Genomic DNA, 22,570 nt, shown 5'->3' on the forward strand with positions numbered 1-22,570 from the left:
TTTTGCCACGGCACTTTACCAACGCTTAAACTTAAGTAGTAATTTAAGTTTAAGCGTTAATACACAGCTACATAGCGTAGCTGTGTGCGTAATCTACTATACGTGCGTTTTGGCTTTTTAAATAAGCGCGGCCTGCTTTTACACCTAGCTTATGATCAAAGCGTAAATCGTCATTCGAGCTACCTAATAATTTACTGTGTAGCTTTTCGTCTGCAAAAATTTGTATAATTTCTACATCACTAGGCGGGTTTGCAATAAACGTTAGCTCGTCTAGGTATGCTTGCTCGTGTTGAATCAAGTAATCAAGTGTTTTTGGGCAGTAGCCTGATGCACATGCAAATGTTCTAAGCTTTTGAACCCATGCAGTTTGCGCCTGAAAATGCTCATCAACGGTTCTTATTACCACGATTTTTCGTGCGCCACGGTTATAAGCTTCGCGTACAGGCAGTGGCGCAGCTAAGCCGCCATCTAAATAAAAATCTTCACTTGATTGCTCTGCAGCTAAATGCGCTTCGTTTGCCGCTTTTGTACCTAACCAAGGAGTAAGTTTAACGCCTTGTTTATACAAAAAAGGTAACGCGCTCGATGCTTTTAACAAATCTCGCCATTGCTTACCCTCGCCTGTAGGTGAAAGGTAATAGGCTTTTCTGTCGCGTGCATTGGTTGCCGTTATAAGCAGCTCTCGTTCACCTAGGCTGGTTTTTGCTGTTTTAAAATCAAGGGCTCTGTTTACTTCGGTGGTTTTTTCAAAGTACCAGTCTAAATCAACAATGTGCTTGCCCATTAAACCACGCCCTAATTGAAAAAAGCGTTTGTTACGCGAAAGCCCTCTAATTAAGCGTTTAGCGTAACCTTTTTGGCGCGCTAAATAGCTTGTTAAATTTTGCGAGCCGGCAGAGGTGCCAATAAATAAATCAAATGGGTCGTAGTTTTGCTCTAACCATGCATCTAATACACCGGCTGTGAATATCCCTCGTTGTCCGCCACCTTCAGCTATCAGAGCAACTTTTGGCTGCGCTGTATGAGTAACTGAATTAGCCGATGCGGTTGTTAGAGCGTTCACGGTGTACCTTCCTTTAATTTAATGATGTTTGGTTAATAACTACATTATAAAAAATAAAAGTGATGTCTTAAAATTGATTGTTTAAATCAGTTTGATTGAAAAAACAGAACGATAAATAATGCAAAATGGGCCTTATCCTTGGCAACCTAAGTATGTTTAATTATCGAAAGTGTTTGTTCAGACATCACTTAAAGTTAATAAGTTTGTATTCACTTTTAATGATGTCTACATAGTAGCAAGGCTTGTGTGTACGCTTGCTTAACTAAACACTTCCTTTTTTAATTAATGCTTTATTTCCATTAAAATTTCTAGGGCTCGGTGGCGTTTTTCGCTGTCGTAAACATCGTTGGTAAATATAAACTCATCCACTTCTAGCTCTTTCGCTATCATTTGTAATTTATGTTTTATACTCACATGCCCGCCAACAACGCTTAAGCTTAAAAAGTTTTCTACGTGGGCGCGCTCTTGCTCACTCCATAAACCTTCCATACTCTCTACCGGTGGCTTTAGCCACAGCTCTTTGCCGCGTATTAATTCAAGCACGCGTTGCTTTGAGGTGGTAGAGAGGTACTGCGCTTCTTCATCGGTTTCTGCTGCTACCAGCGGTAAGGCAAGCATTACATAGGGTTTATCGAGTACATTTGAGGCTTTAAATTCTCGCTTATATAGTGCTATAGCATCGTGTACAAAACGCGGTGCAAAGTGCCCTGCAAATACATAAGGCAACCCTTTTTGCGCGGCCAATTGGGCGCTAAACAAACTTGAGCCTAATAACCAAAGCGGTACGTTTGTGTCCTCCCCCGGAATAGCACGTATAGGGTGTGTGCCATTGTATGGGCCTAATAATGTTTGTAGCTCTGTTACCTCCCCTGGGAAGTTTTCTGCGCGGCTCATATCATTATTTAGCGCACGGCTAGTTACTGGATCACTACCTGGGGCGCGGCCAAGGCCTAAATCTATTCGTCCAGGGTATAAACTCTCTAATGTACCAAATTGCTCAGCCACAACTAAGGGCGAATGATTCGGCAGCATTATTCCGCCAGAGCCAACCCGTATACGCTGAGTTTTACCTGCAATGTGACCTACTAATATTGAAGTAGCAGCACAAATTATACCGGGCATATTGTGGTGCTCGGCTAGCCAAAAGCGATTAAACCCTAATTGGTCGGCGCGCTGGGCGTATTTAGTGGTTTTATTGAGCGTATGAGAAACGCTGTCCCCTTTGATCATGGGGGCAAGCTCTAATAACGAAAAGGGAATGGAAGATAACAAAATAGCAGCTCCTTAAAATGCATGCTAACAATGGGCTTCATCATCAGCATAAAACACTTAAATGGGTCTGCTATTTATTCAATTCAAGTTAGGTAACGGATAAAAGCAAAATAGCGTTAGGCTGTTTTGCTCTAAGGTATTCATGCAAGCTCAGGGCTTTGCTGGCGCTCTTTTTTATAACCCTCTGAGTCTACGCCTTTTTTCCAATAGCCAGAGGAAACTATATTACTGCGCGGTATATTACAATCCTGGGTAAGTAAGGTTTTTGCTTTACGTACTAACCCCGCCTCTAATGCCATAAATACAATAGGTGGCTCGTTCGTGTGTGGCAAATTGTTAAGCGCGCTGAGCATATCGGTATCTGGGGTATCTGTAATTAACCAATTAACATCGCGCTGCGTGTTTAAATCAATAATGTCTTGCTCAGTAGGGGCATGCACAAACGCGTCAATTTTTGCGCTGGCGGGTAACTGCTGCATGTACCCTTTTATTGCATTAACTGAGGTTAAATCGCCTAGTAATACATAATGCGGATGCTGGTAATTATCAAGCTTTTTAGGGCCTGGGCCTGCTATGCCAACCTCGTCACCTACTTTTGCAGTTATAGCCCATTGCGTAGCCGGACCTTGGTGCATGTTTATTACAAAGTCGAGCGTTAACGCGCCCGTTGCATCATCCACGTCTCTTATTGTGTAAGAGCGCATACACGCGGTTTTTAAATTAAAATCAACTTCACCATTTTGGGGAATAAGCACTTTTACATAGCTGCCAATATGCACTTGTGTTAAATCCGAAAACTCATCTGAGCCTACAACAATGCGCTGTAAATGCGGTGTTATTTGTTCAGTACTTAGTACCGTAGCTTTGCGAACTTGTTTACCCATTTAAAATCACCTCGTTTAACAAAATAGTTAACTGCTTTTTAAAGCAAGCATTGCACAACGCCCCATTGGTTGATAAAATCAACTATAACAAACTAATTGATATTGTCAACCATTAGAGAGCTTATGAACACGCTTTTATCAAATACCCTATTTGAGCTGATGCAAAATTACCGCGTAACAATACGTGAGGCTATTAACGCAGGCGACCTTGGTATTAATGCTATGCACGTGCGTTGTATACACATTATTGCCAGTACATCTAACTGTACCGCTAACGACATTGTGACTAAAACACAGCGCGACAAAGCCCAAATTGCCCGCTTAATTAAAGATCTTATTGCCTTAAACCTTATTAATAAGCAAGCAAGTGATCACGACAAACGTTGCTTTATTTTGTCGCTCACCAAACAAGGCAATACATTGTTTGATAAGTTATTAGCCTCTGAGCAGCAAATAAATGATCAAATGTGTAAAAACTTAAACCCGCAGCAAATCAAAGACTTTTTAGATACCGCGCAACAAATGATCAAAAACATGGCGTGATCTGTCTTTCATTTCTTGGCATAACTTACACAAAACGCATATACTGTACACTTATACAGTATATGCGTTTTAGGTTGTGTTATGTTTGTTATTCCCGTTTATATAGAAGCCGGTGTGTGTGGGTTTGAATCGCCCGCGGCGCAATACGCCGAGCTCGGTGTTTCTCTTGATGAGCTATTAATAAAGCACCCCGACGCCACCTTTATTGGTATTGCCTCGGGTAATTCCATGCAAGAGGTGGGGATTTTTGAAGGCGACTTACTTCTTGTAGACCGTGCTGAGCAAGCCGATAACGGCGATGTTATTGTTGCTAACTTAAATGGCTTATTTGTGTGTAAGCTATTAGATAAAACCAATGCGCGGTTACTCTCTGCATCGCCTCTACATAAGCCGGTACAACTAACCTCAGCTGATGAGTTTCAGTTAGAGGGAGTGGTTACACTATCAATTAGAATGCACCGCCCAAGCCCTGAGCTATTAAAATGTACGCCTTAGTCGATGCCGTTGCATTTTATGCCAGTGCCGAAAAAGTGTTCGACCCCGCTATTCGCTCTAAACCTGTGGTGGTTTTAACTAATAACGATGGCTGCGTATGTGCGGTATGCCCGATAGCTCGGCGCTTAAACATTCCTAAATTTGGCCCTTATTTTAAAGTTAAGCACCTGCTTGAGCAACACAAGGTGGTTGTACGTTCGAGTAACTATGAGTTGTACGCCGATTTAAGCGCCAAAATGATGAACGTAATTGGCCGCTTTTGCGACACACAATACATATACAGTATTGATGAGTCGTTTTTGCACTTTACTGGCTACACACCCCTTATACAAAACTGGCACGAGTACGGGCATACAATAAGGCGTACCGTTTGGCGCGAAACTAAACTCCCTGTGGGTGTTGGTTTTGGCCCAACACCTACTTTGGCAAAAGCCGCTAACCATGCAGCTAAAAAGCTAAGCGGGTTTGATGGGGTGGCCGTTATAAATAACGAGCAAAGCCGCCAAGCAATTTTACAAAGAATGAGCTGCGCCGATGTATGGGGCATAGGTAAGCGCCTAGCTAAAAAGCTTAATATAATGAACATACATACCGCGTGGGATCTGGCACAGCAAAACCCTAAAACCATGCGCCGCGCGTTTAGTGTGGTGGTAGAGCGTACCGTAAGTGAGCTAAATGGTATAGCGTGCTTAACATGGGACGATGTACGCCAAGATAAGCGAGAAATATATTCTACTCGCAGCTTTGGTGAGCGGATCTGTGAGCCTACTGCACTTAAAACCGCCCTTATTAACCACGTAACCACGGTTGCCAGTAAACTACGAGGGCAGCGCTCATTAGCAAAACAGCTTTATATATTTGCCGCCACTGGCAAACACGAAGACCGCTATTGTAAAAAGTCGTTTATATATAAATTTGCCACCCCCACTAACGATACCTGCGTAATGGCCAATGCTGTATCAGAAGTATTTACTCATATTTATCAACCAGGTGTACGGTTTTATAAATGTGGTGTAGGCGCTTTAGAGCTTACCTCGGTGCAGTATCAGCAAACTGATTTATTTAGCCAAAGTGCCGATAACCCTAAATTAATGCAGTGTCTTGATACAATAAACAACCGCTACGGAAAAGGCATACTCACCCTAGCCAGCAGCAAACTAAATCAAGGCTGGCATATGAACAGAGATTACTTATCGCCCCAATACACAACGCGCTGGCACGATATACCGCAAATTCATTGCAAGTAAATTATTATCTTGTAAATGTGCACTCTACTGCGGGGGTATTCTGCGTATATTTGAGCGTTGTAACACTGGTAAACTTAATGCTTTGTCTGATGGTTTTTTCGTTATTGGGGTCAATACAGCGGCTCATTTTTAAGCTGTTATCAACACCATCACTTTTGTATTTATACGAGCTAGTTACAAAACAAAAATTTGGCTTTTTAGTTGTACGGGTGCCGTTGTGTAAACTTTCAAACGCAATATGCTCGCCTAATTTAAAACCCGCGTCTGGGTAAACTGGGTTAATTAAACTCAACTGACTATCCACACACAGTGGGGAGTTAGCAGTTACCACCTGGTAATCGCCAAGCATTGTTTTTAATAACGGTATAAAACGGCTTTTATTACTCGGCGTAACAGTTTTAGCAAAAAGTACATTACTTAGAAATAAACAGCTCATACATAATAAAATTTTACGATAACTCATTAAAATTCCAACTCATTACTAATAAAAATAGCATAACACACTCAACTCTATACTTACTTAAAATACATTTGGTTCATAAAAGAAAAAGCCCCTTGAATACATCAAGGGGCTTTATCAATATAAAAATATATTTATTAGTAAGTGTTACTTAAAGCACTGCGCTCTTGTGTACACAACAGAAAATGCTAAAAGCAGCAAAATGAAGGCTAATGAACCACCGCCACTGCCCTTTTCACTACTTGTGCCAGATGCATTAGTGACAGTCACAGCTAAACTTTGCTCAGTCTCACCTTCACCATCAGATACAATAAGCTTGAAGCCCAGCTCTGTAGTTTGCGACACACTCGGCGCTGTAAACTTAAGTGTGCTGGATTCAACATCGCTTAGCGCCACTTCTACACCCATTGTTTGAACCCACTTAAAAGAAAGCTCTGAGGATTCTTTATCGCTTGCAGACGCTGTCACTGAAACTTCCTGACCTTCTTTAACCGAAACCGCAGATGTACTTAATTCTACACTTGGTAGCTGATTAACATGTAAAAAGCTAACGGTGTATACTTGCGTAAATTGCTCATAGCCATCTGATATCACTAACGTAATATCCGCATCAACCGTTTGCTCAAGCTCACCCACGGTAAGTACCGCTTTACCTTGAGTATCCTCAGCTGTAATAGATAACTGAGGGTGTTCAACACGCCATTCGTAAGATAACGTATCTCCATCAGGGTCAGTAGAGCCAGAAGCATCAAGCTCAATAGTAGCAAGCTCTTCTATCGTGGCCGGCATATCTACATCTAATACTGGCGCCTGATTTAGACTCTCCTGCGCTAGTTTTGCCACAACTTCAACAACCCCATTAACCTCTCCATCAAGGTCGAATGCGCTACCATCTGCGATTGCAAAGCTAAAGCAGCGTGAACACACTTGCTCATATACATTACCTGATAATACAGTGGCCGACTGCCAACCTGCAGCGGTTAGTACTCTTACTTGCATGTCTGAGCTTAAAATTGCATTTACATACTCAGGTAGTGCAATTTCTGCGGTGCTTGATGAATTAGATAACGTAACACGAAGGTTAATTACATCACTTTTAGCTTGGAAGTGAGGTTCTATTATATCTAAATCTGAGAAATAAGTGCTTAGTGCTTGTTCAGAAATAGACATATCAGCAATATAACCCGCTGCTAGAGCCTCTTTAATGCTACCTACAGCTAAGTGATTAAACTCATCAATACTGTGAGCACTATCACCTGAAGCTAAGATAGCTGTATTAGTAGTAGAAGTGCTATCTAGGTAATCAGCAATACCATCTTTATCACTATCACCTACCCCTTCTTCAATATCAGGTATACCGTCGCCATCAGTATCTAGCTCAGGGTCATCAAATATAACGCTATCAACAATACGTAAACTAGTTTGCTTAGTTGCTAGTAGTTCATCACCTTGTTTTACGCGTAAAGTTAAATCTATATTATTGGTTTGCTCAGAAAGATTTGCGCTAAATGAAACATCCCACTGTGAATCAGCTGTTTTATAAATGTAAAAATCAACACCTGTGGGGCCAATAAGCTCAAGGGATACATCACTACCTGTACTCGGTAAATTTACTAACTTAATGGTGGCATTAAAGTCAGGTAAAGAACGCTGAATAGTTTTATTAACTGCTTTACCATTTTGATAAAAATCAGTAATAAACTGCGTCTGTGCCGCTTCACTTAAGTACACTAGCTGGCTGTTATCATTTTTGTCTATAAACGCATTACCATTAGATAGGACACTAATACTTGCTGCGCTACCTACAAATTCTCGCGCTAACTCAAGCTTAATAGGTCCATACTGATTAGTAGTAAAATACTGGGTGCTATTATTAGCTTGTAAATGAAAGCTAGAGTAACCATATGGGTTAGCACCGCTAATAAAAACATCTACAAGCACATTACCATTTTGATACACATACGTAGTAGGCTGAATACTAATTTCAGGGAAAATCATAGCCCTTACGTCGCCTGATACATGATTTCCAGCTTCATCAACAGCAGATACAGGAATAGATACATCGCCTGTTCTAAATACAAAGCTATCATCAATTTCCAGAAGCGTTATAGCTGAAACACTATCGTAAATAACACGATTATCTACAAGTGCATTTTTTATAGCGGTGATCGTGCTGCCATAAACACTAAAAGTATACGGTTGGATAATCGGGGCAGTTGTATCAACAAGTGTGACTGTTTGTATAGCCGATGTTTCGTTACCAACATTATCTCGTGCAATCCATGTAATCTGGTGCTCGCCAAGGGGCAAGTAAGACCCTGAGCTTGTGTATACTTGAGGCTCTAAATGACCGTTATCTCTAGCCTCTGGAGTATATAGACGGGTAATATTAGTAATTTGTGAAGTCGCTTCAAGCGTAATCGGCTCAAGACTCGATATAAACTCAGGCGGACTATTTTCACCGCGGCTTGCATCATCTGGGTGGCTATCTTCACTGTCTTGAACACCATCACCATCTGAATCTGAGCTAAGCGGATTACCCGAAAGTTGATACTCTTGTAAATTAGTCAAACCATCATAGTCGGCGTCATAATTAGCGTCGTAGGGTTCTAAAGCATTTAGCCCATATTCAACTTCCCAAAAATCAGGAATACCGTCCGAATCATAGTCGCTGGTGAGGTCTATATCTGCAGACCAGGTAATGTTATCAACTGATAACGGTTGCTGCTGAAGGTATAAGTCCTCATATTTAACTTTAATAATGTTAAAACCATCATCTACTGGTAACAATAAACGAGACTGGCTACCACGATTTACATCTATAGGGCTACCATTTAAGCTTATTTGCAGCGCTGGAGAGTCATAAACCAAATAGTCTAAATTAATAAAACCGGCTTCAAATAACCCCGCAATGGCAAACCCCCCAACCTTGCTAGTAGGCGTTAATGCTAAGCTAAGACTTGCATCGCCCAAAGTTGACCAACTTGTATTAGCTTGCCAACCCCAAGAGTTAACGGCAAGTTCGGTAAACTTAGTCGGAAGAAGGCCATCTTCAAAGCTTTCATTTAATTGCGTAAAAGATTGCACTAATGATGAAGCATCGTTAGCTAGACTCTGAGAGTAAAACTCCTGAATATTTGTATAACCATCTTCATCGTAATCTAAATTAGCATCTGCAGCATCTAAAGGTAAAAGATCATTACTTACCTCATAGCCATCACTTAGTTCATCACCATCTGTATCTGCTGAGGTTGGATTTGTTCCTAGGTTAAATTCTTCTAGGGCTGAAAGACCGTCAGTATCAGCATCAGATGCAGCATCACTTGCATCAAGGCGATTTAATCCATTAACTAATTCCCAGTAATCTGGCAGTTGATCGTTATCAGTATCTGTTAAATCAGTTGGAGAAAATAAAGCAAAGTTATCAAGCCATACAGTATCGGCACCGAATGAGACAGAACCGTCTTTATAATATTTAAATTCAATATTATGAAGCCCTTCGCTTAGGTTAAGCACAATAGACGTTGCTTCTGTGGTATTTAAATTACCTCGGTCATTACGCTCAAAAACGGGTTGTCCATCAATAGTAATACTTAAAAAATCGCAGCAAGACTCTGATTCAATTTTATAATCGAATGCTAATACACTCTCTTCAAATAAACCTGTTACGGTGAAGCTACTAAACTGTGAGTGACTAATAACGCCCGAGCGAATACTTTGTATACCGTCGGTCGCAAAATCATTCGTAATAAACCAAGGAGCACTAGAACCTTCGGCTTCAACCATCCAACTAGGTAGTGCAGAGCCTTCAAAGGAGGTAGTGAGGTTTAAAGCAACAGGGAAAGAAGTATCTGACTGCGGATCAGTGTTTGCTAAATACTCGGTTAGATTTGAAAACCCATCATTATCTGCATCTTCTGCTGCATCAGACGAGCTGGTTAAATCTAAACTATTATTGTACTCCCAGCCATCAGGGATAGTATCGCCATCTGTATCAGGGTTATTTGGTAAACCCGCGTTTAAAAACTCTAAAAGGTTAGATAAGCCATCCGCGTCAGCATCAAGTGATGCATCTTCACTATTATTAATATCAAGACCATGCTGTAATTCCCAAGAATCAGACATACCGTCATTATCAGCATCAGGAAAATTAGGCCCTATATATAAATTATCTATATATACAGCATCTGCAGGAGTAGAAACGGACATATCTTTAAAATAAGTAAACTTAACAGTATTTAGCCCAGCAGGAACTTGGAAAGACGCCGCTTTCCACTGGCTTATGCCTGACTCATCTAAAACAACTGAACCATTAATATAAACAGTAAAATAGTCATAACCAACTTCTGTGTCTAATGCGTAGTTAAAGTTTACATAGCCTTGCTCGCTATTTAAAAAGCTAAACTCAACACTGGTTGATTGGTTGTCTGTAATGTCGTTATTAGTCAACACAAAGCCAGAATCTTCATTAATTTGAGTTGTTACCCAAGGCGTTTGTAAATTTGACGAAATAAGCAAATCTGGAACAGCTGCATCATCGAAGTCAAAGGTTGTTTCAGGAAAAACGACCGGCTCAGAGCTTGCGTCTGAAGGGTCACTGTTACCAAAAAACTCGATTACATTACTCCAGGTGTCTGAGTCTAAATCAAGTTGAGCATCATCTGCATTTAATGGGTTTAATGAAAACGAAACTTCCCAGCCATCAGGCATGCGGTCAAAGTCAGAGTCTGCATTGTTAGGTTCAGTAAGGTATACATTAACTTCATCATAATCTGATAGATCATCTGAGTCGGTATCCGTTGCATTAGGGAAAGTATTCGCTAAGTATTCTTCAAGGTTTGTTAAACCATCTTGGTCTAAATCAAGTCCAGCGTCATCAGCATTACTAGGATCTAATCCGTAAAACAGCTCCCAGTTATCATCCATTAAATCGGCATCGGCATCTATAAACTGAATGTTATCGCAAGTAACGCCTACTTCATTAAATGCTGCGATGACATCGTTAGCTTCATACCTTAAATCAATAGCAGAATTTATAGCACCACAGGCACCATCAATAAAATCACTAGAGTTAACCCAATAGTTTTGATTTGCAAAAAGCATTATCTCGAACGCTTTTTTAGGGTCCCAACCATCAGTGTTCGAAAGTAGGAAGAAAGCACGATTAAAAACACCACTACTAAAGTGAACATCCATACCTGAGTAATATTCACTTGCGTGATCAATCGAAAGCCCATCTAGTGATGGCGTTTCAAAATAACGAAGTGCGGGGCTAGTTTTTGAAATATCAGCGCCAGATAACCAATCAGTCTCTGCGCGTAAAAAATACTCGGCTGTTTCACCCGCCATATCAGAAAAAGATTCGTTTATACCACCAGATTGCTCTGCATAAATTAAATTAGAGTTTTGGCTAGTAAAACCATGGCTTACCTCATGAGATACTATATCAAGTGAAACCAACGGGTAAAACCTATCAGCGCCATCGCCAAAGGTCATGGCCTGACCATTCCACGTTGCATTTTCCCAGTTATCACCACTGTGAACACGCATCAACAATTGAAAAGTAAGTGGAGCCGTGTTGTACCACTGTTGATACATATCAAATACCGCAGTACCAAATGCATGGGCATCATTTAGTGGGGAGTAAGCACCATTTACTTCTTTGTAGGTATTCCTATCACAGGCAAAAGAGTAAGCTTCACTTGGCTCAAAACCCGACTCCATGGTGACAGTTTTAACTTTCTCGTTTTCTAAAAAACACATCTCACCACGCTGCGTCACATCCAGTGCTTCAACGTCAGTGCCGTATTCATACTGCCCTATTTTTGTATTACCGCCAGGGCCTGTACCTTGGGCACTTTTAATATTATCCCACTGTTTAAATACACTGTAATCAGATTCGCTTACTAAACCTATTGGCTTTTTTTCAACGCCATTTTCAAATACATTTAATTCAATTAAGCGAGCAAAATGTGCGACTCCGTTATCAATATAAACGTAACGTTGGTTGTTTAATACTTGATAAGCAGTAGATTCATCAAGTTTAGCGTTTACTAAAATAGATTTAACCGCAGAAAATTCATCAAACTGATTATTAGCCGTTTTATTTAAAGATACAGCATCGATATTTTTCGCAAAAAAACCACTTATGTGTTGATTGCTAGGTTGCACTCGTATTTGCTGCCCCCAAATAGGCACGCCTGCAAAAAACTGCTGCATCTTTTTGGCTGATGACCGAGTTTGTTTTGCATTTAAGGCTTGAGGCGTATCTAACTCAATAAAGTAAGAATGGGTGGATGCCTGATTAGTTAAACCTACGCTTTGATTTAAAAGTAAGTTAACTTCTGATAAAGATGATTTGTTTACTCGTTGCGAAACCGCCGCGTGTGCACTTAGCGAATTTAAAAAGCAAAACGCTATCAATCCTGATGAGAGTGTTTTATACATAACATTCCTATGTCGTATATTGTTATATTCAGTGTTTGTTCAGTTAAAAACACATTAATGTAACATAACTATTAACATAGAGTCATTTAAAAAAGTGAATAAATGGGTACGATTGTGAACAACTGTGAAAGGAAAATTCAAGATGGTGGCGTTAAATGCAACCATCTTGAATGTAAATAACGTTGAGTATTACTGCCAGTATTTTGCAAATAATTGCGGATAGCTTTGTTTTAAAAACTTGGGTTTATCTTTAAAGCGTTTACCTGCAGGTTGCTCGCCTGAGGGTACAAAAGGTAATTCGTCGTCGTTGCGCTCTTCAAATAATAAACCGGCTATTAAGTCGTATTCATCAATATAAGGGTAAGGTTGCTCATTTAAATAATACACAGGGGAGCACTGTGCAAGTGAGTCGGCATTGCTTAATGCGTTATTAAATACCGTCTCCCCGCGGGAGATGAGCCAGCACCTAAATTCGCTAAAACCGTATTCGTCGTTACAGCCAGCCATAACAAATGCGGCACCAAATAAATCCCAGGTAAAACATTTGAGCATGTGAATACCAAAAAATTTATCAAAAGCAATGAGCTGCTCGTCAGTTAACTCGCTCAATTTAGCTTTTAAGTTGTCGCTTACGCTTTGTGGGTCGAGCCCTAACTCAGGCGTGGTCACTAAATCCCAAAATTCCTGCTCTGTTAACGCTGCCATTATAAAATCTCTTTTACTCGGCCGACTTGACCATCTTCTAGGCGTACTTTAATACCATGCGGGTGATTAGGTGATTTAGTTAATAAACGCTCAACTACACCTTGAGTTAATGTGCCGCTGCGTTGATCTTCTTTTAATACAATATTTACGGTTGTACCTGGTGTGATTTGCGAACGCGATGGAACAGCCATGCTTTACATCCTAAAAATAATTTTGGTAATTATAGCGTCCATAGCTAGGCAAACCAATGTTAATCAACTAAAAACGCTATTTGCTTAGCCGCTACCGGTAAGCTTATTTTGCTAAGCTCAGCCTGAATAATATCGACTAGCTGAGAAAAATGCGCTTCGGTGTCGTTATAGGCTATATCATCTTCAAAATAGCAGCTTATGTTTAGTGACTTTGCTTCATTTTTTAAATCAATGGTGTGTGTTAAATAAGCAAAACCATAATGAGTCGCTTTTATTTGCTCACAGGCGTTGGTGAGGGCTTGGCGTATTTGTTTATCGCGCAATTTTTGTGTTTTAGTCATAAATTATTGTGTTTGTTCACTTTGCTGTTTTTTATACTCTTCAAAATTTTTATCTTGATTTTCAAGGCACTCGTAATACTCTTTATCAGCTTTATAGTTACATTCATCTAAACGTGCTGATTGAATTTCGTGAAAGCGAGCGTCGGAGCTGCACCCTGCAAGTACCGAAAATCCCACAAACAACAATGCGCTTTTATTTATTTGACTGATTAACATTAGAATTCCTTACACTTTCGTTATCGAAAGCAACAATATTATTGTATATTAGCGTCATAAAAACCTGACTTTGCATAGGACCCATAATTATGATGTCGCAGTTACAAAAGCTGTTTCAGCGTATAGACAAAAGCAAGATATTTCAATCATTTGTTATAGCTGTCATTGTTGTTTCTGCCCTCACCGTAGGTGCTCATACATATTCTCTTCACCCCACTGTAGAATTTATTCTAAATTGGATGGATGTAGGGATCACAGCTTTCTTTTTAATCGAGCTCATTATTCGATTTATTGCAAGTAAAGGAATAAAAGACTTCTTTTCAAAGGGCTGGAATATATTCGATACCATTATTGTACTTGGCAGCCTATACCCAGCTGCAGGCTCAACCATGTTACTTGCCCGCTTGCTGCGTATATTTAGGGTACTGCGTTTAGTATCTATGATCCCAGAGCTGCGTTTGCTTGTAAATTCGTTACTTAAAGCCATTCCGCAAATGGGCTATATAGCACTGCTTATGTTTGTTATTTTTTATATTTACGCAGCCATGGGCAGTATGATGTTTTCCGATATTAACCCGGTACTTTGGCAAGATGTATCCATTTCAATGTTAACGCTATTTAGGATAGCCACCTTTGAAGATTGGACCGACATTATGTACGAAACCATGGCGGTGTACGAGCTGAGCTGGATTTACTACCTCACGTTTATCTTTTTAACTGCGTTTGTGTTTTTAAACATGATGGTAGGCGCCATTTTAGAAGTAATGAGCGAGGAGCATCGTAATGCCCGTGAGCTAAAAGCGGATAATAACTCACTTCCTGCAACGCAGGGACAAGTGGTTGAACTACAAGCGCAAATAGCTGAGCTAAAAACGTTATTAAGTAAAACCTCAGATATTACCAACTCCAATAAATAGCTGATCTATTTTACTTGCTAAAACTTAAAAAGCCCTTTGTATTGAGTTAATACAAAGGGCTTTTAGTTACTCACCTTGTTGTTCTTGCGTGCTTTCAAACGAAATTACATTATCAACCTTCATTTTAAATGCTTCAAAAAACGCATTTTTTAATACCGAAACCACGGCTTCAAAAGTAGATACATCAGCGTTATCTAACTGCCCATCTATGGGCACACGAGCAGCCACCAGCTTTGACTCGTCGTTTTCTAATAACGAGCTGAGTAAATCAATACTGCCTTCAAAAATAGCGGTAAATAGACCGTCATCATCTTTTTCTATATCTTCGCGCCACGAAAAAACACTTAAATCGTGCACACCCGCTTTTACATATCCATTTAAGTTATTATTGTTAGCGGCCAATTCCATTGCGCCATCTATTCCGCCGGCTTCAATGTCAAATGGGGTATACACTTTAAAAACAGTTTCGAGATTTTTAACCGAAAAACGCTGCACTTCAACATTAAAATCAAAATTAGCTTCATCACTAAAAGGGTCCAATTTACCATTTAAAGACAGCTTAGCTTCGCCCATTAGCTGCCCTTCTACTTTTAAACTCGTGACTAAGGTTTTAGAGAGGTTTTGTGCATTGGTAATATTGTTAATGTTAGCGTTTATATTTGATACGTAAGTAGGCTGCTCTCCTTCGCTGGTGGCGTTAACTAAGGTTACTTTACCATTGTCTATACGTAGCGTATCAATTGAAAAAGGCACGAGATCATTAGCAAGGCCTACCCACGTGGTTTCATCTTTCACCTGTTGATTTTGTTCAGCGGTAGTTGGGTCTTTATCGTAAATAACAATTTCTGGGCGGGTAAAAGCCATGTTGGTGACAAAATTACCGTTTAATAAAGCAGACCACGCAAGCGAAAAATCAAGTGTATCTATAGACAGTAACGGCTTAGGCACCTGCGTGGCATCTACCGCGTAAATTTCTACCTCATCAACAGCGTAAGCGCCTCGGTATAAGTACAAATCAACATCACCCACATGCCCTGTTATGCCTTGGGTTTGTTCAAGCTGCTGATTTACATAATATTGAACCGCATAAGGGGCTAAAGCTCTGAGTAAAATTAACCCCAAGGCTATCACCACTAAAGCATAAAACCATTTTTTGCGTGTATTTTTAAAAGTAGAAGCCATTATCTATCCTTATGTGAAGGCTTAGCATCTCGGCATAAGTAAAAAATACCTGCATAAGTGAATTAAGTACCCACAAAGCAGCTAAAACCGAGCGAATAAAGCTGTAATAGATTATTACGAGCAAAAGCTATACCAAAAAATGCAATGAGCCGAGTTAACCAAGCTTAGTGAGCCTTTCGTATACTCATAAATTTTATGACTGCTCCAACAGAGCATAGGGGGTGGCAATATTAATATTTATTACGTTTTTCCTAGGTATTAATGAAGCACAAACTTATACGCTTTATATACAGTGCTTTTATATACAGCGCGTTACAGCACCATTGAGCAAGCGTTGTAAATAGCAAAACACGAAGGAAAAAATAAAGTAGTATGCAATGTCACTTAACTAAAATAACTAAAAAAGGGGTTAGCAATACGCTAACCCCTTTTTAATATACACTTTTAAATGCAGAAATTATTCACCGTCTACAATGATGCGAAGCATACGACGAAGTGGCTCTGCAGCGCCCCATAACAGCTGATCGCCCACGGTAAATGCGCTAATGTATTTTGGACCCATGGCTAATTTACGAATACGACCAACAGGAATACTTAAAGTACCTGTTACTTTAACTGGGGTTAAGTCAGTCGCACTAATTTCGCGCTCATTAGGGATAACTTTAACCCACTCGTTATGCGAAGCTAAAATTTCTTCAATTTTTTCTACGCTAATGTCTTCACGTAATTTAATGGTCATCGCTTGGCTATGACAACGCATTGCACCAATACGTACACATAAACCATCAATTGGCACAGGCTGTTTAGAAGATCCTAAAATTTTGTTCGCTTCAACCTGAGCTTTCCACTCTTCTTTAGACTGGCCACTTGGCATTGGTACGTCAATCCAAGGAATTAAGCTACCGGCTAGCGGCACGCCAAATTGGTCTTGTGGTAAATCGCTTGAAGCCATTTTTTCGCTCACTATTTTATCAATTTCTAAAATAGCTGAACTTGGGTTATCTAGTTGCTCGGCAACGCTTGAATGAATAGCGCCCATTTGTGCTATGAGCTCTTTCATATTACGAGCGCCAGCACCAGAGGCCGCTTGGTAAGTCATTGGGCTTACCCACTCTATTAAGTCTTGCTCAAACAAACCACCTAAAGCAAGTAGCATTAACGATACGGTACAGTTACCACCTACAAAAGTTTTTACGCCTTGCTCTAAACCTTGTTCAATGACATCTTTATTTACAGGGTCAAGTACAATAATGCTGTCATCAACCATACGAAGGGCAGAAGCTGCATCAATCCAGTAACCATCCCAACCCGATTCGCGTAATTTAGGGTAAACCGCTTTGGTATAATCACCACCTTGACAGGTAACAATAATATCCATTTTAGCAAGTTCATTTACATCACTTGCATCTAATAACGGTTTTGCGTCGCCAGCAATATCAGGGCCGAGTTGCCCAGCTTGTGAGGTGGTGAAAAAGGTAGTGTCGATATGTGCAAAATCACTTTGCTGTTGCATACGTTCTAATAACACAGAGCCAACCATGCCACGCCAACCGACCAATCCTACTTTTTTCATTGTTTTTTCCACTGTTTGATTCATAAAAGATGCCTTAATACATTAAAAATTAAAATTCATTGCGTGAGAATTAATTTTTATTAAAACCAATCATATTAAGTTATTAATCATTTATAGCGGCAAATTAATAGCGAGATAACAAGCCATAAATTTTTGTATGCAGCTGTTTTGCATCAAAATTTATAACGCCGTTCACGCTTTATTTAGCACACTAGAATGACTAGATATTTAAGTTGATTAGTATAAAGCTAACCTAACACCCCAAGCGCCTTAAAACTAGTGAATAAAGCGAAACTTAAATATTTTTCATAGTCATAAAAAAGCCCTGTATTAAATACAGGGCTAATCGGTAGTTAGGTTTTATTATATCCCCCTTCCTTGGGAAGAAAATTAAAACTCGTAGCTGTAACTTAAATCAAACGTTACACCTTGCTCTTTTGAGCGCACTATAATGTCTGATTGTGTTACCTCTTGATCTTCATCGAGTAAGTTTTTAACTTTAAACTTAATCTTAGAATTAAAATCAGGGTAATAAGTATAAACTAAATCAAGTGAGTGAAATGGTTGCTCATACGCGTCATCTCTATTAGCAACACCCGCTGCTAAAATTCGCTCACCAAATACGTTATAAACTAATGAACTGCTGTGCATGCCATCTAACGAATCGTAGTTTAATTGTAAATTAACTACATACTCAGAGTGGCCGGTCATACGTTTTTTAGGATTAGTTAATGTACCCGCAAGTGCTGGGTCAATAGACGCTTCAGAATCACTTAATGTGATATTACCACTAGTAAATAGGCCTTCACTTACAAATGTTAAGTCTTGTAGCCATTCAGCTTCAATACCATAAACTTCTGCTGTTTCACCATTTATAAACGATGCTGAGTAATCTTCATCACCAATGTTTAAAACTGTTTCAATTGGCGCTGTAATATCTTTATAAAACGCCGCTACGCTAAATGAATTACCGGCTTGTCCATAATATTCATAACGTAAGTCGTAGTTTTTAATTGGGCTACTTTTAATCCCCGTACGACCAAAGGTTCTAATGTCGGTCAAAGGGTCATAATACGTAACAGGCACTACTTCACGAAAATCAGGGCGTACTACTGTTTCACCATAACCTAAGCGCACTTGGTAATCATCGCCACCTACATAGGTAATAGACAGTGCCGGGTACCAATCATCGGTAATAACAGAGCCTGCTTGAATTTTATCTGGATCGTAAAAGGTATTTAAATCGTCTTCATCAAAAATAAGGCTCGATGTACCGATAGAAGATTGTTTAAATTCTTCATAACGAATACCACCGCTTATTCTTATCCATTGATCATAAAACACATCGAAAGACGCATAACCTGCATCTACCTTTTGCGCAGCAATGTAATCATCGGCATCAGGGGCTGTTGGCTCATTAAAGTCAACTAACACAGCGTTATTATCAATAAAGTCGTCAGTTAAAAAGCCACTATTATTAAGCGCATCATTACTACCGTCGTTTATTGAAATACCTGAGCCGCCACTGTTGTTTATAGCAAAGCTTGAGGTATTAAATATTCGGGCTCTGTCAGAAAAATCGTAACCAACTTTAAACTCAACTTCCATAGACTCAAAGCTAAGCGGCAGCGTTAAGTTACCACCGTACGACTTAACACGCTCTTCCATATTGGTGTATGACATAATTACACGGTTATCATCCCCTGTAATAGTTGAGCCGGCATAGCTGCCATCACTATTATAAGTGTCACGAAACTCAAAATCGGCACTGGTAGGTATATCAGTCGTTGCTTTAGCTTCGGTGTACTGCCAATCGGCACCAATACCAAAATAATCTAAAAAGGTATGTTGGCCCATAACTTGAGTAATGTTTAATTGGCGTTCTTCGTAATTAAACTCATGATTACGGTTTGCAATCCCATCACCCGCAATACTAAACGTAGAACTCCCCGCAGGGCTTTGCGAAATAGCAATTTCAGACTCATCTTCATTATCAATAATGTAAAGCTGTTGAGCAGAAATACTGTGCGTACCTAAACGGTATGACAAACTTAATGAACCGTTATAACTTTCGGTTTCAGTTGTCACTTGCGAATTTTTGACTGTGTTGTAACACGAGTTACTCACATCTTCACTGGTCGCTAACGACGTTGTACAATCAACATTGCCTTCTTCGTTTTCTAAATCTTGGGTGATAACTGAGCTAAAACGTTCTTCAAAATCCCATTCGTTTTTGTAAGCACCTGCCAGTAAAAACCCAACCTTGCCGCCAAAATAGCTCTCTTCAAAGCTATCACCATAATGGGCTTTAATATTATAACGCGGGTCTAACGACTCTTCTTTTAACTCATAATCGCGAGGAAGCGACTTTAAAAGTGCGTTATTAACAGCGGTTGCTTGTTCTGCACGCGTTAAATCGCCATCTTCAAAGCCTTCACTACTAACAATATTGCCAATACTAAAATCACCACGGTATGTTGAAATAGCCTGTGATAACTCACTTGGAATGCCATTTTCGTTACGATTGTAGGTAAAGCCATCACTTGATGCCGTATCGTAACCTGCACCCACCTCAATGCCTGCTGTAAATTCACTCGGTGCGGATTTAGTTCTAATATCTATATTACCGCCACCAAACGCTGCTGGCATGTCTGGAGAGTAAGCTTTTTGAACAGCCATACTTTCAATAATACTTGCAGGGAAAATATCCAGCGGAATAACGTTACGGGTTAAATCTGGGCTTGGGATGTAAGCGCCATTTAAACGCGCACTAGAGTAACGCTCACCAAGGCCCCTAACGTAAATAAACTTACCATCAACAAGCGTTAGGCCTGTTACTCGACGAAGCGCAGATGCTGCGTCGCTGTCGCCCGTGCGTGATAATTGTTCAGAGCCTAAAATATCGGCAACAAAGGCTTGGTTTTTACGTTCTTCTACAACTGCCGCAGCGCTCCCTTGTAAACGCGTACCTACAGCAACAACTTCTTCTATTTCTTGTTCGTTTGTTAACTGTTCATCGGCTTGTGCAGCAATTAAGCTAGTCGAATGAGCGACTAAACCTAAACCAATTGCCCAGGTAATTTGATTGAGTCTATGCTTTTTAGACATGAGATAATCCTAATCAGGTTATACAAAAGAGGCGCCTGACGCTTAAATAACAAGCCACAAGGCGCCTTTAATCAGAGGTTATAATGGTGTGCTATTTAGTCAGCATTTGCTGCTGTAACAGCCGCTTCAACCCATTTATACCAGCTAGAGTCTGTATCCTGATCCGATACCGCACCAATGTAGTTTACGCTTTCAAAAAATGAATCGCTTGTGCTTAAATCTGTTGCAGTAACCGTTACTTCTGCAGCTGATGTGTTCGTTGCAAAACCGTTATCTGCAAGTACTGCAACATCATCAGTTAAGATTTGGTTAACACCGTCATTTTCAAACCACGCTGTTTTTGTTTGACCTTCTAATGGGCCGCTTGCAAATGTATCTGTATCTGTAAAGTTTGCAGAACACGCCATTACAGAGCTTGTGAATGAGATTTTATCTGCTTGTGCTTCACCGTCGCCTGAGAACTCAATACATTGCGTGTTAGTTGCGTTTTGCTTAACGATAACAGTGTTGTAAATGCTTGAATTAAATTGGTCATCAAACTTGTAAGCTTGTGAAGGGTCGTCATCACGTACCGAGTTACCATCTGTAGTTACAACCGTTACATTGGCAACCGTTGGGTTAGATGGAGACACTTGCTCGGTAGAAGAACCTTTAACACCATCAGACTCAAAGCCATTGTTACCCATGTTAACTACAGTGCCGTCGTTTAGTGTCACAGTACCGTGTTGAATAAATAAGTACTGAGCTTTACCTTGCCAACCTGCGTCAAAGTCAAACGAATCATCTTGTGTATCTGTTACCGCTACGTGTTTAAGCGTTGTAGCACCACCAAAAATTTCAATACCGTCATCAAAACCTTGGTGAATGTGTAGGTAATCAAACTCAGAACCAGAGCCAACTGCATTTAGTGTTAGTGAATTCAAATCATCGCCTTCACCACCAACGCGAGGGCCTGAACCTGCGTACCAAATTTTAGCCCATTTAATATTACCGCTAGAGTCTGCATTATCGTTACCACCAAAGTAGCTTGTAATACCTTCAGAGGCTACGTTACACGTACCACCGTCACGCTCTGCATCAGTACATTGGTCAGTAATGCCGTTACCATTAATGATGATACCGCCCCAATCTGCGTAGCGTGCGCCTTCGCCTGCTGTATCAAAACGGTCAAACGCGTTTGCAGAAGTAAATACAACCGGCTTTTCTTCAGTACCTACCGCTTGAATTTTTGCACCACGTGCAATACGTACAATTGCTTCACCTGAGCCAAATGCTAAAACGGCACCTGGTTCAACAGTCATTGTTGGACCATTTGCTGGTACTTCAAAGCCATCTACAGTGCTGCCGTCTTCGCCAATTTGTAATGCATCTTCAAAAACGTGAACACCGCCATCAGGTAGCTCAGCGAAAGTAATGTTGCTTGTGATAGAAATTGTTTTGCTTGCAAACGAGTCGTTGTATAAACAATCAATGCCACTTACTACGCCTGTTACCGTACCTGCATCTGATTCGTAGCTTGCACAAACAGCTTCTTCTTCAGTTGTTGAACCAGTTGTATTGTTTGAATTATTAACACTGTTATCTGTTGACGAGCTGTTATCGTTTACAGTAGGTGTAATTTCGATATCGCCGCCACAGCCAGCTAGTGTCATTGCAGTTGCTACTAGGCTGACCTTAAATAAATCAGATAATTTCATTGTTCACTCCGTTAAAGTATTTAATTATTTTGTTAGTGCATTAAGTAAAAACTTAAGTCACTTTAAGGCACGATACTCATGCATTAAGGTGACCTGAGTTATCGGATGCAAATAAGATACTTTAGAGATATGACAAAGCAGTTACAGTTTAGTAACCATAAGATGACAATGGTAATTAATTTAAATTCAACAACTTAAATATTTTAACAACGAAAAAAACCGCCCTAAG

General features: G+C 40.1%; 17 protein-coding genes. 4 read left to right on the forward strand and 13 right to left on the reverse strand.

The window, feature by feature from the left end:
• Positions 1 to 67 precede the first annotated feature (67 nt).
• The 3 genes from NQT65_RS09365 to NQT65_RS09375 form a co-directional block, all read right to left on the reverse strand.
• Entirely contained in the window at positions 68 to 1,063 is a 996-nt protein-coding gene (locus NQT65_RS09365; protein ID WP_029772994.1) for a patatin-like phospholipase family protein, read from the reverse strand.
• 282 nt (positions 1,064 to 1,345) lie between these two features.
• Positions 1,346 to 2,335 carry an LLM class flavin-dependent oxidoreductase gene (locus NQT65_RS09370; protein ID WP_004586324.1) on the reverse strand — a complete coding sequence of 330 codons (990 nt, stop codon included), beginning with the start codon at positions 2,333 to 2,335 and terminating at the stop codon, positions 1,346 to 1,348.
• A gap of 140 nt (positions 2,336 to 2,475) precedes the next feature.
• Positions 2,476 to 3,219 (reverse strand): siderophore-interacting protein, encoded by a 744-nt coding sequence (locus NQT65_RS09375; RefSeq protein ID WP_256851036.1) that lies wholly within the window; start codon positions 3,217 to 3,219, stop codon positions 2,476 to 2,478.
• 123 nt (positions 3,220 to 3,342) lie between these two features.
• Between NQT65_RS09375 and NQT65_RS09380 the strand changes: the two genes are divergently transcribed.
• From NQT65_RS09380 to NQT65_RS09390, 3 genes are all read left to right on the forward strand, one after another.
• Positions 3,343 to 3,762, forward strand: a complete 420-nt coding sequence (locus NQT65_RS09380; protein ID WP_256851037.1) for a MarR family winged helix-turn-helix transcriptional regulator — start codon at positions 3,343 to 3,345, stop codon at positions 3,760 to 3,762.
• A gap of 81 nt (positions 3,763 to 3,843) precedes the next feature.
• Entirely contained in the window at positions 3,844 to 4,257 is a 414-nt protein-coding gene (locus NQT65_RS09385) for a S24 family peptidase (RefSeq protein WP_004586327.1), read from the forward strand.
• Positions 4,245 to 5,504, forward strand: a complete 1,260-nt coding sequence (locus NQT65_RS09390; protein WP_256851038.1) for a Y-family DNA polymerase — start codon at positions 4,245 to 4,247, stop codon at positions 5,502 to 5,504. The genes NQT65_RS09385 and NQT65_RS09390 overlap by 13 nt, the downstream gene beginning before the upstream one ends.
• Before the next feature lie 4 nt (positions 5,505 to 5,508).
• Here the strand turns inward: NQT65_RS09390 and NQT65_RS09395 are convergent, their stop codons facing one another.
• The 6 genes from NQT65_RS09395 to NQT65_RS09420 all read right to left on the reverse strand — a co-directional run bounded on the left by NQT65_RS09395 (position 5,509) and on the right by NQT65_RS09420 (position 13,864).
• Positions 5,509 to 5,967: a hypothetical protein gene (locus NQT65_RS09395; RefSeq protein ID WP_256851039.1), complete on the reverse strand. Its 459-nt coding sequence runs from the start codon at positions 5,965 to 5,967 to the stop codon at positions 5,509 to 5,511.
• Positions 5,968 to 6,111: 144 nt separating this feature from the next.
• Positions 6,112 to 12,411 (reverse strand): M4 family metallopeptidase, encoded by a 6,300-nt coding sequence (locus tag NQT65_RS09400; RefSeq protein WP_256851040.1) that lies wholly within the window; start codon positions 12,409 to 12,411, stop codon positions 6,112 to 6,114.
• A 189-nt stretch (positions 12,412 to 12,600) separates the two neighbouring features.
• Positions 12,601 to 13,116: a DUF4240 domain-containing protein gene (locus tag NQT65_RS09405; protein WP_256851041.1), complete on the reverse strand. Its 516-nt coding sequence runs from the start codon at positions 13,114 to 13,116 to the stop codon at positions 12,601 to 12,603.
• Positions 13,116 to 13,307 (reverse strand): YwbE family protein, encoded by a 192-nt coding sequence (locus NQT65_RS09410; protein ID WP_004586332.1) that lies wholly within the window; start codon positions 13,305 to 13,307, stop codon positions 13,116 to 13,118. Before NQT65_RS09410 ends, NQT65_RS09405 begins: the two co-directional genes overlap by 1 nt.
• 59 nt (positions 13,308 to 13,366) lie before the next feature.
• Positions 13,367 to 13,648, reverse strand: coding sequence for a hypothetical protein (locus NQT65_RS09415; RefSeq protein WP_256851042.1), 282 nt, complete (start codon positions 13,646 to 13,648; stop codon positions 13,367 to 13,369).
• Between the two features lie 3 nt (positions 13,649 to 13,651).
• Positions 13,652 to 13,864 (reverse strand): hypothetical protein, encoded by a 213-nt coding sequence (locus NQT65_RS09420; protein ID WP_256851043.1) that lies wholly within the window; start codon positions 13,862 to 13,864, stop codon positions 13,652 to 13,654.
• Between the two features lie 89 nt (positions 13,865 to 13,953).
• Between NQT65_RS09420 and NQT65_RS09425 the strand changes: the two genes are divergently transcribed.
• Positions 13,954 to 14,781 (forward strand): ion transporter, encoded by an 828-nt coding sequence (locus NQT65_RS09425; protein WP_256851044.1) that lies wholly within the window; start codon positions 13,954 to 13,956, stop codon positions 14,779 to 14,781.
• A gap of 66 nt (positions 14,782 to 14,847) precedes the next feature.
• On the opposite strand, the gene NQT65_RS09430 is transcribed toward NQT65_RS09425, so the two are convergent.
• From NQT65_RS09430 to NQT65_RS09445, 4 genes are all read right to left on the reverse strand, one after another.
• Complete coding sequence (locus tag NQT65_RS09430) at positions 14,848 to 15,963, reverse strand: DUF748 domain-containing protein (RefSeq protein WP_004586336.1); 1,116 nt, start codon at positions 15,961 to 15,963, stop codon at positions 14,848 to 14,850.
• A 457-nt stretch (positions 15,964 to 16,420) separates the two neighbouring features.
• Entirely contained in the window at positions 16,421 to 17,560 is a 1,140-nt protein-coding gene (gene asd / locus NQT65_RS09435) for an aspartate-semialdehyde dehydrogenase (RefSeq protein WP_039972138.1), read from the reverse strand.
• A 366-nt stretch (positions 17,561 to 17,926) separates the two neighbouring features.
• Positions 17,927 to 20,644, reverse strand: coding sequence for a TonB-dependent receptor plug domain-containing protein (locus NQT65_RS09440; RefSeq protein WP_206435502.1), 2,718 nt, complete (start codon positions 20,642 to 20,644; stop codon positions 17,927 to 17,929).
• A 95-nt stretch (positions 20,645 to 20,739) separates the two neighbouring features.
• Positions 20,740 to 22,341, reverse strand: a complete 1,602-nt coding sequence (locus tag NQT65_RS09445) for a beta-helix domain-containing protein (RefSeq protein WP_126008833.1) — start codon at positions 22,339 to 22,341, stop codon at positions 20,740 to 20,742.
• Positions 22,342 to 22,570 lie beyond the last annotated feature (229 nt).

Source organism: Pseudoalteromonas agarivorans (assembly GCF_024518735.1).
Taxonomy (GTDB): domain Bacteria; phylum Pseudomonadota; class Gammaproteobacteria; order Enterobacterales; family Alteromonadaceae; genus Pseudoalteromonas; species Pseudoalteromonas atlantica.